Origin of the sequence: Streptococcus sp. D7B5 (genome assembly GCF_029691405.1) — a bacterium.
Lineage (GTDB): Bacteria > Bacillota > Bacilli > Lactobacillales > Streptococcaceae > Streptococcus.
The window spans coordinates 1,023,095-1,038,225 of record NZ_CP121467.1; the positions used below are offsets into that span (position 1 = coordinate 1,023,095).

Annotated in this window: 9 protein-coding genes; 1 reads left to right on the forward strand and 8 read right to left on the reverse strand. The window is 37.0% G+C overall.

Going from position 1 to position 15,131, the window contains the following annotated elements; all coding sequences use genetic code 11:
- Positions 1-29: 29 nt before the first annotated feature.
- From P8P68_RS05035 to P8P68_RS05065, 7 genes are all read right to left on the reverse strand, one after another.
- The gene (locus P8P68_RS05035; RefSeq protein WP_278275702.1) at positions 30-1,637 is read right to left on the reverse strand and encodes a CTP synthase; all 1,608 of its coding nucleotides are present in this window, start codon (positions 1,635-1,637) and stop codon (positions 30-32) included.
- Positions 1,638-1,955: 318 nt separating this feature from the next.
- The gene (gene rpoE, locus P8P68_RS05040; RefSeq protein ID WP_000418407.1) at positions 1,956-2,546 is read right to left on the reverse strand and encodes a DNA-directed RNA polymerase subunit delta; all 591 of its coding nucleotides are present in this window, start codon (positions 2,544-2,546) and stop codon (positions 1,956-1,958) included.
- A 253-nt stretch (positions 2,547-2,799) separates the two neighbouring features.
- Positions 2,800-7,272 (reverse strand): hypothetical protein, encoded by a 4,473-nt coding sequence (locus P8P68_RS05045; RefSeq protein WP_278275703.1) that lies wholly within the window; start codon positions 7,270-7,272, stop codon positions 2,800-2,802.
- A 75-nt stretch (positions 7,273-7,347) separates the two neighbouring features.
- On the reverse strand, positions 7,348-9,999 hold the full coding sequence (locus P8P68_RS05050) for a valine--tRNA ligase (protein ID WP_278275704.1): 2,652 nt from the start codon (positions 9,997-9,999) through the stop codon (positions 7,348-7,350).
- 13 nt (positions 10,000-10,012) lie between these two features.
- Positions 10,013-13,030: an AAA domain-containing protein gene (locus tag P8P68_RS05055; protein ID WP_278275705.1), complete on the reverse strand. Its 3,018-nt coding sequence runs from the start codon at positions 13,028-13,030 to the stop codon at positions 10,013-10,015.
- A 45-nt stretch (positions 13,031-13,075) separates the two neighbouring features.
- Positions 13,076-13,636, reverse strand: coding sequence for a GNAT family protein (locus tag P8P68_RS05060; RefSeq protein ID WP_070683792.1), 561 nt, complete (start codon positions 13,634-13,636; stop codon positions 13,076-13,078).
- A gap of 277 nt (positions 13,637-13,913) precedes the next feature.
- The gene (locus tag P8P68_RS05065; RefSeq protein WP_000038702.1) at positions 13,914-14,309 is read right to left on the reverse strand and encodes a helix-hairpin-helix domain-containing protein; all 396 of its coding nucleotides are present in this window, start codon (positions 14,307-14,309) and stop codon (positions 13,914-13,916) included.
- 217 nt (positions 14,310-14,526) lie between these two features.
- Between P8P68_RS05065 and P8P68_RS05070 the strand changes: the two genes are divergently transcribed.
- Entirely contained in the window at positions 14,527-14,832 is a 306-nt protein-coding gene (locus P8P68_RS05070) for a DUF898 family protein (RefSeq protein WP_001058555.1), read from the forward strand.
- A gap of 42 nt (positions 14,833-14,874) precedes the next feature.
- On the opposite strand, the gene P8P68_RS05075 is transcribed toward P8P68_RS05070, so the two are convergent.
- Positions 14,875-15,129: a DUF1912 family protein gene (locus tag P8P68_RS05075; protein WP_000119707.1), complete on the reverse strand. Its 255-nt coding sequence runs from the start codon at positions 15,127-15,129 to the stop codon at positions 14,875-14,877.
- Positions 15,130-15,131 lie beyond the last annotated feature (2 nt).

Genomic DNA, 15,131 nt, shown 5'->3' on the forward strand with positions numbered 1-15,131 from the left:
TGAGATTATTCTCAGAGATTAGAAGATAACTAGTTACTATTTTCAACCGCTGCAGTGACAAAGGTAGTGTAGAGTTCTTCTGGACGATTTGGACGGCTGGAAAGTTCAGGGTGATACTGACAAGCCACAAAGAATTTATTCTCAGGAATTTCCACAATTTCGACCAAACGATTATCAGGTGAAACTCCTGAAAAGACAAAACCTGCTGCCTCAAACTGTTCACGAAAGGCGTTGTTAAACTCATAACGGTGACGGTGACGGCGTTGCACCACTTCTTGATTATGATAAGCAGCCGCTGCCTTAGAGCCACGTTTCAACTTAGATGGGTAAAGTCCCAAACGAAGGGTTCCTCCCATATCCTCAATATCAACCTGGTCACGCATGATATCAATGATAGGGTATTTTGTATCTGGTGCAAGTTCTGCAGAATTGGCACCTTCAAGCCCTAAAACGTGACGAGCAAACTCGATACAAGTCAACTGCATTCCCAAGCAGACACCCAACATTGGAACATCATTTTCACGCGCATAACGGATGGCTTGGATTTTCCCTTCCGTACCACGTTGGCCAAAACCTCCTGGTACGATGATTCCGTCCGCATCCGACAAGAGCTCTGCCACATTTTCTGCTGTCACATCATTGGCATTGACCCAATTAATCTTCACTTCTGCGTCGTTGGCATAACCAGAGTGTTTCAAGGCTTCGACCACAGAGATGTAGGCATCTTGCAACTCCACATACTTACCAACGAGGGAAATCTTAACTTGTTTTTTCAGGTTCATGACCTTGTCCACCATAGCTGACCACTCTGTCATATCCGCTGCTGGTGCGTCTAATTTCAAATGGTCACAAACAATTTGGTCCATGCCTTGTGCCTGCAAGTTCAATGGAATTTGGTAAAGGTGTTCAACATCCAAAGACTCGATAACAGCTTCTGGAGCCACGTCACAAAACTGAGCTAGTTTATTTTTAATTCCCTGACCAGCTGGTTTCTCCGTACGAATAACCAACATATTTGGCTGAATTCCCAAACCACGCAATTCTTTTACAGAATGCTGAGTCGGTTTGGTCTTCATCTCACCAGCAGCCTTGAGATATGGAAGCAAGGTTGTATGGATGTACATGACGTTATCTGCCCCCACATCTGCCTTCATCTGACGGAGGGCCTCTAGGAATGGCAAGGATTCGATATCTCCAACGGTTCCACCAACCTCTGTGATAATGACATCAGAGTCAGTCGTTAGAGCGGCACGCTTGATTTTTTCTTTCAAAGCATCTGTGATATGAGGAATGACTTGAACAGTTACCCCAAGGTATTCTCCACGGCGTTCCTTACGAAGAACTTCACTGTAAATTTTACCAGTTGTCACGTTGGAATATTTGTTAAGATTGATATCGATGAAACGTTCATAGTGCCCCAAGTCCAAATCTGTCTCAGCTCCGTCATCTGTCACAAAAACTTCCCCGTGCTGGTAAGGACTCATAGTTCCAGGATCGATATTGATATAAGGGTCAAACTTTTGAATGGTTACTTTTAGACCACGATTTTTCAAGAGACGGCCCAGACTTGCTGCCACAATCCCTTTCCCAATAGACGATACTACACCACCAGTTACAAAAATATATTTCGTAGACATAGATTCCTCTTTCTAAAATGCTCAAGGCCTTGTTAACTACGAGGGGAGATAGAAAACAAGATCCTTATGAATCACGACTTTTCAAGAAAAACTTCCTGAAAAAATAAAAATAGCTCCCTAGTAACTAGGGAGCCCCGACCTCTAAAAGAGGTGCCCGAACAATATAATACCTTAAAGCAGAACATTTGTCAACCCGAATTGGTAAAACATGAAAATGAGAAGATTACTTTCAGAAAACAAATTAAAGATCCGCATTCAAACGGATGACCTGCTCAAGGAATAAAAAAGGAGATCTTACGATCTCCTCTGTGAAGTCTTTTACTCTTCTTCACTCGTTTCAGCGTCATCGTCAGAAAACTCATCGTCTTCTTCGTTGAGATCCACGTCTTCACCCAAGTCATCAGGAGCAATTTCGTTGATTTCTGCATCGTAAGCTTCCACTTCATTTTTCTCATCATCTGGATTTTCATCATCGTATGAAAGAGCTGGATCTGCTTCGTATGCGTCTTCGTCTTCTGGATCATCTGCATTGTAGTCAATAGCATCTGAATCACCATCCATGAAGGCATTGACACGTTTCTTCTTAGCTTTTGGTGCTACTTCATCGTCGTCATTTTCTTCAAGAGCGATGATTTCTTCGTCAATCTCGTCCACACCATACCATGAACGAAGCCCCCATTTGTTGTCTCCAAGTGAGATGAAGCTACCGTCAAAGTTCAACTCTGTGTAGAACAAAGGCAAAGCTTCGCGGATATCGCTGTTTGATGTTCCAAGGTAGTTTTGAATTTCGTTTACAAGATCGCTAAAATGCATCTCATGATCGCGACCACGAAGTTCCAAGATAGCACGCGCTACCTCAATCATAGATAGTTCACTTTTTTCTTGCCCAGCAAATACTTCTAATTCCAAAGCGTTTCTCCTCATTTTTACTACTATCGCCAGAGCAAACAGACTCTGACCTCATTTTATCATGTACTCTTTATTGTACGATAATTTTGCGGAATAGTCAAAGGTTAAGGGAGAGAAATCTATATCTTTTACTTTAGCTTTTATATGTAAAAAGACTAACTCTTGAAAAGAATACATTACATTATGTTTAACTAATTCTTTCTAAGACTCATAATAATTCAATCTCTTACAATCAATTTCTTATAAAATTTTGTTATTTATTCATCAATTCTTCAATCAGAGTTCGTGAGCTGCCGAGCTCATTTTCAAACATTTGATCAATAATATCTAAACACCTATCAGCAATATCGTCCCCCATATGTTTATCGTAAAGTTGCATCATCAATCTAGAAAGATATTCTTCTATTCGTCTATAATAATATGGTTCTAATTTCAATTTATTAGTTTTACTCACAATATTGCATACTGTTTCAAAAATGATGTTTTCATATTCTGAAATTGATTCTTGTTTTTCAAGAGATTCTAAAAAAAAATAATATAATTTATCTCTATATTCAGAAGTTAGTAGATTAAATATTAAATCCTTATCTTCTTTAATATCTAATAAATCATCCCTGAATAGTTGTGGTAAAATGTTTTCTAAATTTGTAACATTCTTACCTAAATAACTCAGTATAATCTTCTTTGATTTGTCTTCATGGTTCTTTTCCTTTAAATAATTAATAGCCATCTGACAAATACCTTCTACTTGAAGTCCACTTCCACTATATACAGTTGATTCCATATCTCCTTTATTTAAGTAAATTTCTGTAATCAGGCATGAAGCATTTTTTACAAGTAATGTATCTTTTGAATCAAAAGCTAACTGCAATAGACATTGAATTTGTTCTTTCTCATCTTCGTATAGTCTATACAAAATGTAGTTACTATGCCAATGAGCTAACATCTTTTCATCCGTAAAAATCCCTCTAAATAACTCTCTAGCAAAATCCTTATCTAAATCCAAAATTATATACAGAAGAAAAATAGCATTTAAGCGTATGTAATCAGTCTTATCATTAGCAAGTGAAATGATAGTATTTTTGAAGTACGAAATGTTTGTTGGTGAATTTTCTATTAGTTTTGTTAAAGCATGTATTCCATGACCTCTTAAATTTGAGTATGACTGTTGTAAATAATTTTCCATAGTTTGATTCTCGTTAAATTTATCAAGAGCATCTAAATCAGTTTTCTTAAGATAATAATTAAGCCTTTCCAAAACTTTCTCGGACCATTCTATGTTTGCGTGTTTCTCTATGACTCGGAAAAAATAATAAAGATTCTCCCAATTATTTTCATTTACAAAATTTAATAGTATGAATTCAAGATCACTTAAAATAGTATCTGGAATTTTTTCTAAGTCTACAATCCCCCCCAGTAGACCATCTATATAATGTTCATTGATTTTATGATTAGACGATAAGTTTAAAAATAAAGAAACGTACTCTTTAGGATTTTTAGAAACAGTACTTCTAAAATCAGTAGCCAATTCTCTAGGAGAAGACTCAATAAATATGTTTCTCTCACTATTCCATCTACATTTTGTCTCACCTTTTGGGCTGATGAGAATATTTCTCCAAGATTTAGCAGAAATATTCTTACCTTGTAATGGAGAAACTACACTTCCACAGTGTGGGTCATAAAAAGAATCAGAAAAACTATTAGATCGTTCTAATACCTTTAATAATTCGATAGCTTCTTTACTTATCCTTTCTTTCGGTAAAACTGATAGTAATTCAAATTGTAAACTTCCCCAAAATGACCAATAAACCCTGTAATCATCTTGAGATTTATTTCTTTCAATTCTTCTTGCTAGTCTTTGTTTAGCCTCAGGTGAAACATAATGAATAATTTGTTCTTCAAGTTTATTATACATTTCTAACGAACAGCTCTGTGAAACTTTTGAAATCAACCGTTTGGCTAAAAATAATTTGCTTGAATGGCCTTGAGATTTTTCAAAGAGTGTTTTATCAAAATCAGCCAGTAAATATTCAACACAAGTATTAAAATAATTCGTAGGCAAGTGATACATTGCATCTAAAATAACTTCATTATAGAGATAATCACCATTTCCCATATAACTACTATAAATTTCAAAAAAAATCTCAGGATATTTCGAAATTAGACATTTATTGGTTTCATTTAATAAATGAAGGTAATATCTTTGTAATCTATCGCGTTCTTTCAGGGTTGGATTGTATTTAGTAGAATTATTCTCGGAATACTTTTTAAGATAAGGCAATAATATTTTGACGATTTGTATACAATTTTTATCTATGTAATTATGCGAATCTTCGTCGAATTCCTTTGATTCACTATAAAATCTATTACTATTATCAGAGCCTTGAAATTTGTCAAGAAATAAACATATAATCTTAATTGTATATGCGTTTATATTTTTATAGAAGTCGTCAAACAAATCTGGTTCTTTTAGATAAGATTTCCAATAATGCAATCTTACCTTAAAAAATTCTTCTGAATCATTATGATAATCATTAAAGAAACAGCCCCGCCACTCATTTTTATCATCAGAATTTGCTATAGATAATTTGATAAATTTAATACTTTCAGTTGTGTAATTTGGAGAGATACTACTTATTAAATTAATTACTAATATTCTATTCTCATCTAACCACTTTTTTAAAATACCCTCTTCCACTAAAAAATTCACATATAATTGACGACTACTAATTACCGTTTGACACAAATGATTTCTATACTCTGTTTCTTGAATCAGCTCTGCTATATAATTTAAAATCTTTTTAGATGGTTCTTGAATACTTCCTAAGATTTCAAAGAAAACATATTTGAAATTAAACCTGACATTATCACTCTTTATTAATCTAGTCCCAAAATTTAAAAAATCTTTTTCTGATTCCTCTAATAATGATTGAAGAAAAATCTGAAATTGATAACGTCTTGTTGGATTCTGTTGTGTTTTATTTCCAAGAATGTCGTTTACATCAGAATTAGTATAGTAATCAAGAATCATTCGCTCTGCAACAAAACAGTCTAGGAATGACTGATGAACAAAAGAAACTTTGTTGGAACGTTCTGTTAGCATCCCTTGACTGGTTAGATAACGCAAAGCCCTCTCATTACCCAGTAGTCTTCTCTTGCTAAATACAGTTTCACCTGTATCCGTAAATAGTTTTACAAATTTTTCTTTTAAATCACTCAGATTATCTTCAATGAGGCTAGCATCGTGACACTTCTCTAATAAATCTCTCCACCATTTATCTACTAGATTATATGTACTTGTTATTTGATAGTACTCCTCTTTGTTATTAATTTGTTCCCATATATAGAGATTGCTAGGAGTTCTTAGTAACTGTTTTAATTTATTTGGAAAGCTATGGTATTTACTTCCTAAAATTTCCTCAACCTCATTTTCCAATAATTCATTAACTTCAACTTTATGCCAAGATTCAGTTTCATCTTTCGATTTATTTTCAAATAACGCCTTAATTCCGTCATCATTTTCTAAATCATAAGTTCTGCAAACAAAAATAATTGAGATTTTATTTTCTCTTTCCGAATTGAGGTTCTGTATCTCTCGAATCAACTCCAAACAAGTCGTAAGTGAACTTTTAGAATTTTTTGCTGTCCATCTTAATGCATCTAGTTGATCTAATATAAGAACAGCATTATCCTCTTTAGAAAAAGCGTTCAAACAATAACTGATGCTAGCAGGAAATCCTAATTTCTCCCCCCATCCTTGTGCTGTACCCTCAGGAATATAACAATCTAGTTTTAAATCTAAGTGTAAAATATTACTTTTATTACACCAATCAATAATATTTTCTGTTAAACCACTTTTACCATTCCCAGCTTTCCCGTGAATGATAATTGATTTTCCTTCTTGAATATATTTCTTACATTCATCAAATTGTGTGCGAATTTTTAGACCGGAATCCAATGTTTTAAAGCTATTTTTATACTCATCATTTAAAATATTTATTCTAGGTATTATCCTATCATCACGTGCTAAATTTCTGAATTCAATTTTCTCATTTTTAATAAATTTCTCCAAATCCTGAAATGAAAACCATCTTCCATAAATTTCACCTTGTAAAATTAAATTAATGAATTTTGACTTTATGCTAGCAGCATCACCAATAAAATATTGACTAACCTTATCTTTAATAAATTCTTCATTTTCTGGATATGGCTCTTGTCTAATCACAGTTCTACTTAAAAAATTTATAATTTTTCGAATGTCTTTCTCCTTAGAAAATCCTAAATATTTAATATAATCGTTCAACAAGCTACTAACTACTGGAGATGTCTGAACCTGATATTCAATGAAATACTGATCATCATCATTGGTTTTAGCCCTATAAATCAAATCGGAGAAACTTGTAAACGGTAGTGGACTAACTAATGAAACCTTTACTTGTGGATCCCTTTCTAAATGTCTCCTCCAACTATTAAGAATTCCTCTTTGATTTAAATCCGCAAGAGACCAAGTTTCTTTACTAGCATTTCTTCCTTTGCATTGCTGTGCCTCCTTACTCCCATTTCTATATTTTACTAAAACATCCACACGATCAGCTTCGGGACCAATTGGTTCAATTTTTATAGCATCTATTTTTTCAGCTATAATATCAATAAATTTCAAAACAATCCAATTGAACTCATATTTATTACCTAATTTATCTGCTCTTCCACCTATTTCATAAGGCATAAATCTACCTCTCCTTTAATGTATATTTAACACTATTATAACAAAAAAACACGGCATGCCACCGTGTTTCTGTGTTTATTTCACCAACTTCTTCATCTCATCAATACGTGCGACGGTCGCGTCGTATTTCGCTTGATAGTCGGCTTGTTTGTCGCGTTCTTTTTGGACGACTTCTGGTTTGGCATTGGCTACGAAGCGCTCGTTAGAGAGCTTTTTACCGACCATATCCAGTTCTTTTTGCCATTTAGCGAGTTCCTTGTCGAGACGAGCTAGTTCTTCTTCGACATTGAGGAGATCTGCAAGAGGCAGGTAGATTTCTGCTCCTGTGATGACGCTTGACATAGCCAGTTCAGGTGCAGGGATGGTTGACGCGATTTCCAAGTGTTCTGGATTTGTGAAGCGTTTGATGTAGTTGACATTGCTGTTAAAGAAGGCTTCCAAGTTGCTATCGCTTGTCTTAACAAGGATTGTGATTGGCTTGCTTGGTGAAACGTTTACTTCCGCACGCGCATTACGAACGGCGCGGATCAAGTCTTTGAGGCTTTCGACACCTGTGTGGGCAGCAAGGTCTTCAAAGGCTGGGTTGACAGTTGGGTATTCCGCTGTGACGATAGAGCCCTCTGAGATTTGTCCAAAGATTTCCTCTGTCACGAAAGGCATGATTGGGTGAAGGAGACGAAGAATCTTGTCCAAAGTATAAAGGAGAACAGAACGTGTGATGACTTTCTCTTCTTCATTATCGCTGTAAAGGACTTCCTTGGTCAATTCAACGTACCAGTCCGCAAATTCATCCCAGATGAAGTTATAGAGGATGTGCCCAGCTACACCAAACTCAAACTTATCAAAGTTTTCAGTGACTTTTCCGATAGTTTCATTGAGGTTGTGGAGAATCCAGCGGTCAGTGACATTTCCAGCTTCCTTGTTAACAACTTTTTCCACATTAGCAGTTGCTTGCTCAAGGGTCAAACCTTCATTGTTCATGAGGATGTAGCGAGAGATGTTCCAGATCTTGTTAATGAAGTTCCATGAAGCATCCATTTTCTCGTAAGAAAAGCGCACGTCTTGACCAGGGGCAGAACCGTTTGAAAGGAACCAACGAAGGCTATCTGTTCCGTACTTATCAATAACATCCATTGGATCAATCCCGTTACCGAGAGATTTCGACATCTTGCGTCCTTGCTCATCACGAATGAGACCATGAATCAAGGCATTTTTGAATGGCGACTTGCCAGTAAATTCCAAACCTTGGAAAATCATCCGAGACACCCAGAACGGAATAATATCATAACCAGTCACCAAAGTTGATGTTGGATAATAACGTTTAAAGTCTTCTGAGTCGACATCCGGCCAGCCCATGGTAGAGAATGGCCAAAGAGCCGAACTGAACCACGTATCCAAGACGTCTTCGTCCTGAGTCCAACCGTCACCTTCTGGAGCTTCTTCGCCGACATATATTTCACCCTCAGCATTGTACCAAGCAGGGATTTGGTGACCCCACCAGAGCTGACGAGAGATAACCCAGTCGTGAACATTTTCCATCCATTGAAGGAAGGTATCGTTGAAACGAGGTGGGTAGAATTCTACCTTGTCCTCTGTGTCTTGGTTGGCAATGGCATTCTTAGCCAATTGGTCCATCTTGACGAACCATTGAGTAGACAAGCGTGGCTCAACCACAACACCTGTACGCTCTGAGTGACCAACACTGTGGACACGTTTTTCGATTTTAACGAGGGCACCGATTTCTTCCAACTTAGCCACGACTGCCTTACGAGCTTCGAAACGGTCCATGCCTGCAAATTCGAAGGCCAAGTCATTCATGGTTCCATCGTCGTTCATAACGTTGACTTGTGGCAAGTTATGACGTTGACCAACCAAGAAGTCGTTTGGATCGTGAGCAGGTGTGATTTTTACAACACCAGTACCAAACTCAGGATCTGCGTGCTCATCTCCAACGATTGGGATCAATTTATTAGCGATTGGAAGGACGACGTTTTTACCGATCAAGTCCTTGTAGCGTGGGTCTTCTGGATTGACCGCAACGGCAACGTCCCCAAACATAGTCTCCGGACGAGTTGTCGCCACTTCAAGGGCGCGTGAGCCGTCTTCTAGCATGTAGTTCATGTGGTAGAAGGCACCTTCGACATCCTTGTGGATCACTTCAATATCCGAAAGGGCTGTGCGAGCTGCTGGGTCCCAGTTGATAATAAACTCACCACGGAAGATCCAGCCTTTCTTATAAAGGTCCACAAAGACCTTGCGAACCGCTTTTGACAAACCTTCATCAAGGGTGAAACGCTCACGAGAGTAGTCTACAGAGAGCCCCATCTTGCCCCATTGTTCCTTGATGGTAGTGGCATATTCGTCTTTCCATTCCCAGACTTTCTCGAGGAATTTTTCACGACCAAGGTCATAACGGGAAATGCCTTCACCACGCAAGCGCTCCTCAACCTTAGCTTGAGTGGCAATACCAGCGTGGTCCATACCAGGAAGCCAAAGGGTGTCAAAACCTTGCATTCGTTTTTGACGGATGATGATATCCTGAAGAGTAGTGTCCCAAGCGTGACCAAGGTGGAGTTTCCCAGTTACGTTTGGTGGTGGAATGACGATCGAATAAGGCTTAGCCTTTTGATCGCCTGAAGGCTTGAAAACATCCGCATCAAGCCATTTTTGATAACGACCAGCCTCAACCTCGGCTGGATTGTATTTAGGTGAAAGTTCTTTAGACATGTGTGTGTCCTTTCTAGTTAATTTCTAAGCTACTTTGATAAGCATCTAAAATGTCAATAGTATCTCTTATAATAGGGCTCTGTGTGGCTTTGTAAAGAGATTTATTCCCAATAATATAAAACTCTTCTTTAGCTCTAGTCGCTGCAACGTTTAAAATATTGGGCTCAGAGACAGCCCAGCGAGCAGCCCCCTCACTCATATTATCTGCTCCAAGCACAAAATATACAATCTTATTTTCTTTTCCTTGGAAAGTATGTACCGTCCCTACATTTATAGGTTTTCCATTTTCCCGCTTTGTGAAACCGATTTTATCTAGTTCTTTTGCTAGTTGAACCGATACATTTTTAAAAGGAGTAATGACATAAATATCATCAAATTCCTCATATCTTTTCTGCAACTCTTCTTTCAAATAATCAGCTTGCTCAGGAACAAATTTATCCTTAGCATCTCCACCAACGTCAAACCATTCTCCCATACCTCGAGCTTCTTCCTTTCCTTGAACCATTAAATTATCATAAGAAATTTTATTGGAAATACTGAACATCGGATCACTAGAACGACGATGAACCCAGAGAGGAAGTCCTATCCATGTCCCATCTTGTTTTTTAAAACCATATCTACTAGCAGAATCCATCAATTCTTGCGTTGATGATACAAGATATTTAGAGGCTATCTTGTGATGCTGTGCTAAAAATCCTAAAATATTTTTATCCATAGTCTGTACTGGTTGTATTTGAGAAGGATCCCCAACAGCCATAATATGCTTACTTCTAAAAATAGCCCCCACACTTGCTTGAGGTAATGCCTGACCAGCTTCATCAATAAATACATTACCGATACTATTTTCAGGCAAACACCAAAACATGGAATTAAAGCTTGCAAAAGTTGTACTAATAACTGGAACAGTGAAATTAATCCAATCCCATGAAGTTTTATATAAATCACTAGCATTATCTCTCATTGAATAGTTTTGAGGTTTCTCCCAAATCCATAACGCTTTTTCAAAATGCTTTTGATTGTCATATATAAATTGTTTCCTAACTGCAAGTGCTTTAATAAACAAACGACTCTGCTCTTCTCGATAGGCATCATCAAACCAAAAATTTGATACTTGCAGCTCTTCATACGGAACGGAAAAATTCAACTTATTAACTGTACATGTAGCAAGTTCAGATTGTAATTTTAAACACTTTTCCTGATGGCGAATTAATTCATCCTCTTGTTTAGATTTCCATTCATTATACTTCTGTTGTCTTTGACTCAGTTGATTTAATTCAAATTCATACTTTTCAATCTCTTTTTGCAAACTGTAGCAATATTGGCTTTCATCATATATCTTCTTCATTTCTGCTTTTAGACTTTCATTTGCTTGATTCAATCTCATTAAATAAGTATCTAATTTCGATGGTGTGAAAAGTCTTTTAAACCATAAGAAGCGTGGAGCATTTAATTTAATTGACTCAATATCTTGTACTGCAATCTGTTTGTTAACATTTGACACAGAAATAAGATGCTCGCGTTCAGACAGCTCAGTTTCTATTTTCTTTTTACTATTTTCTAATTGAGTATATTTATCCCGTATTTTAGATAGTTCTGAACGTCTTTGAGCATCATCCTGATGAAACTCTACCTCAAACTGCTGGTAAGCATTTTTCGATCTTACATAAAATCGAATCTTATCCGCTTTCTCTTGCATCTTTTCTCTTTTATCAAACAGCTTCTGATATTGAATTTTAAACTCTTCGTATACTGATGGATTCGATTGAAATTTATCCGAATTCAATTCTTGTCGTATTGCTTTTAAAACATTTTGCAGACGGTCTCTATTCTGTTTTTTTCCACCTTCTATCGAAAATAATCCCCAATGTTTTTTGTCGTTAGAAACATCTTCATCTTCTAACAATAAATCATTACTGATTTCAGCAAAATAATTAATTTTCTTTAATTCATCTAACCAATTTGATTTCTGATAGATTTCTTTTCTTTGGGGTAATTCATTAACAATATTTTTAACAGCTCCATTGTTAGAACTTGCAACTACGATTCCTTTATCTGCAATTTCTTTTGGTAATTTTGCAATAAGATAAGGATTGTCATGATAAACTAGATTCCCTTTAAGTTTAGGAGCCGATAATTCACTAATAATTCTAGCCTGTTCCGTTACTAAATCTGCAAAAATGTCTTTTAAAAGTGTCGTTTTACCAGTCCCCGGAGGTCCATTGACACTTCTCACCTCCTCATCCGCATTTGAAGCTAGATTTACAGCTACTTGTTGCATCATAGAAAGAGCATATCTAGGGTTACTAGGAAATCTTCCTAATGGATAATTTTTCGGTTCAAGTATTGTTTCTAAATCTTTGGGATTAAAATAAGATGATTCTTTATTGCTGTCCAAATTGACCCTTACAGAATCGAATCCTGACAAATAACTATTGAGATTTTCATTATAAATTGATTTTGCATATTTCAAATCCTTTAGAAAAAATGAATGTAAATTTATTTCGTCATCAAAATTCTTAACAAAATAATATCTGCAATCACTTGGTGAAATCTCATACTTTTTGAGAAGTTTACTAAAAACTTCGTTGAACTCTCCATCAAGAAACTCCTGACCTAATTGTTCTCGAAGCTCATTTTCTGCTATTAAGAAATCTTTAGGCAATTCCCCATTTTTGAAAATTTGCCCACTCATGGTTAAAAAAAACTTATCAGCTAAGAACTTCAAATCTTTATCAAAGTATAGAGCAAAAGTAAATTTATAAGAAGCTCTTCCCAATTCTTCCTCCGTCGCCTTTAAATTGTATTTGCCTCTTAACACTTCAATAATTTTTCGAAAAGGGAAAATTCCACAATAAACAGCAATCCCTGAACTGGATTTTAATTTTTGACGTTTAAAAAAATCTTTTAATATTGATTGATAATCATCACCTTGAAAAATCTTATACTTAGAATCACTTTTTTCAATATTCCCTTCTGATAATTGTTCTACTGTAATCCAAGCATCTAATATTTGATTATGACTACTTCTCATCATGTCTCCCTTAAAGCATATAAAAACAAGAATATATCTTACTCATTAAAAACTCTCCCACTCACTCCTCAGCAAGCCGTATCTCAAATCATCACAGCGATTGCCTTGGGCATCTTTACGATCTCGGATGCGAGCTTCGAGGGTAAAGCCAAGTTTCTCTGCAACTCGTTGACTTTGAAGGTTATACCCAAAGCAAGTCAGTTCAATCTTGTGAAGAGCAAGTTCTTTAAAAGCTAGGTCAATCAAGGCACGTGCCGCCTCTGGAATATAACCTAAACCCCAATAGTCTGGATGTAAGATATAGCCAATCTCCAAGACATCATCCTCGTGACGACGAGGGAAATCAACAGAGCCTATGACCTTATCGGTTCCTTTAGCGACAATTCCATAGCCCGCTGGGAGATTGTTCTTTTCATTACGCTCGGGCAGAATATGCTCCAGATAATAAATCTCATCTTCCAAGCTCTTGACGGGCGGAAAGCCTGCTGGGTAGGAAACTTCTGGCCTACTGGCATAGTCAAAGATATCCACAACATCAGCCACGGTACGGACTCGTAAGACTAGCCGTTCGGTTTCTAAACGTTCTGGCAACTCTGCTCTTGTCATCCTTCTACCTCGCTTTCTACAAAAAATCGCCCCTGCCATCTACATGACAGGGACGAATGTGTTTATCCGCGGTACCACCCAATTTCGGGCAGAGCCCGCAACTCTCGTCTTTAAAACAAAAAGACAATATTATTTCATTTTTTATCCATCAGCAACCAGTTTTGACACATTTGTGGACTTCTCAGCACCGCCACTTTCTGTAAAATGTGGGATTCAAAACACCTCTAATGGCTTTATTGTAGCAAGTTTTTGACGGAAATGCAAGGGACAAGAAAAATTACTTGAAACTGATGCCGTGTTCTTTTAATTTCTTAATGGTAGCTGGACCGATTCCTTTCAAGGCAAGGAGTTCTTTTTCAGTCCAGTTTTTAAAGTCAGCAGCCGACTTGATGCCTTCATCATAGAAAGTCTTAGCACGATCTACTGAGAGGCCACCCAAAGTAGCTGCGAAATCTTCTACTGAATTGGCTACTTTTTGAGCTTGCTCTTTAGTCGCTTCTACTGCTTGTTCCACTTTTTTAGAGACAACTTTTCCTGCTTGGCTGGCAGATTTTTCTGCATGTTTCACAACTTTCTTGGTCTCTTCGACAACTTTGGTCACCGTACTTGAAAATGCACCTGAGCGACGAAGGCTATTTCGCAATTGTTTTTTACGTTGGAGTTTCTTTGACATGATAAAATCCTTTCAATAAAAAATCCCTGCTCTGACAAGGATTTAATAAAGATATTCTATCAAGATTTTTGGAAAAAATCAAGAAAGGAAATAAGATTCCCCTTAAAAATCTAGCCGTTTTCTCTTTCAATCTAATTTGACAATGATTCGACTTCTTGATAAAATATGCAGTAATGTGCAAGACTGATTCACGTAAAAAGCTGATAAGGAGAACGATATGAATAACGAAAGTTACTTTGACGGCGGTCTTTTGAGCTACGTTGGACATGCTATCCTAGCCATGCTTATCATGGGCTTTACTGTTGGAATCGCTACGCCTTGGGCAGTTTGCATGATGCAAAACTGGAAGGTTAAGCATACTGTCATCGATGGACGTCGCCTTTATTTTGACGGAACTGGTTCTCAATTATTCGGGAACTGGATCAAGTGGTTCTTGCTCACCATCATCACCTTGGGCATCTATTCATTCTGGTTGCATATCAAAATGGAACAATGGATTACCAAACACACGCATCACGTATAAATAGAAAAAGTGCGTTCATACGCACTTTTTGATTTGCAATGATTAGTAATTCCGTTCGCCAAACAATCCCTCTGGCAGATCATGAAATCCCTTGCCCGCCTTGAAATTTTCAAACTTACCAAGCAAAAACTGATAAGCATCCAAGCGACTTTCGTAGCGAATCATGGCATCTTTGGCACGCTCGTCTTGGTCTTCTTCGTAGACTTTTTGACTTTCCTTGTGTGCCATGTCGTTGATCATGATCTGGGTATTGACCCAAGCTTCAAATTCCTTCATAAATTCCTGTTCGTAACTCATTG

Bases quoted from the DNA above. Each gene is read 5' to 3' on its own strand.
- P8P68_RS05075 (WP_000119707.1), bottom strand. From the start codon at position 15,129: ATGAGTTACGAACAGGAATTTATGAAGGAATTTGAAGCTTGGGTCAAT.
- P8P68_RS05065 (WP_000038702.1), bottom strand. From the start codon at position 14,309: ATGTCAAAGAAACTCCAACGTAAAAAACAATTGCGAAATAGCCTTCGT.
- P8P68_RS05050 (WP_278275704.1), bottom strand. From the start codon at position 9,999: ATGTCTAAAGAACTTTCACCTAAATACAATCCAGCCGAGGTTGAGGCT.
- P8P68_RS05045 (WP_278275703.1), bottom strand. From the start codon at position 7,272: ATGCCTTATGAAATAGGTGGAAGAGCAGATAAATTAGGTAATAAATAT.
- P8P68_RS05070 (WP_001058555.1), top strand. From the start codon at position 14,527: ATGAATAACGAAAGTTACTTTGACGGCGGTCTTTTGAGCTACGTTGGA.
- P8P68_RS05035 (WP_278275702.1), bottom strand. From the start codon at position 1,637: ATGTCTACGAAATATATTTTTGTAACTGGTGGTGTAGTATCGTCTATT.
- P8P68_RS05055 (WP_278275705.1), bottom strand. From the start codon at position 13,030: ATGAGAAGTAGTCATAATCAAATATTAGATGCTTGGATTACAGTAGAA.
- P8P68_RS05060 (WP_070683792.1), bottom strand. From the start codon at position 13,636: ATGACAAGAGCAGAGTTGCCAGAACGTTTAGAAACCGAACGGCTAGTC.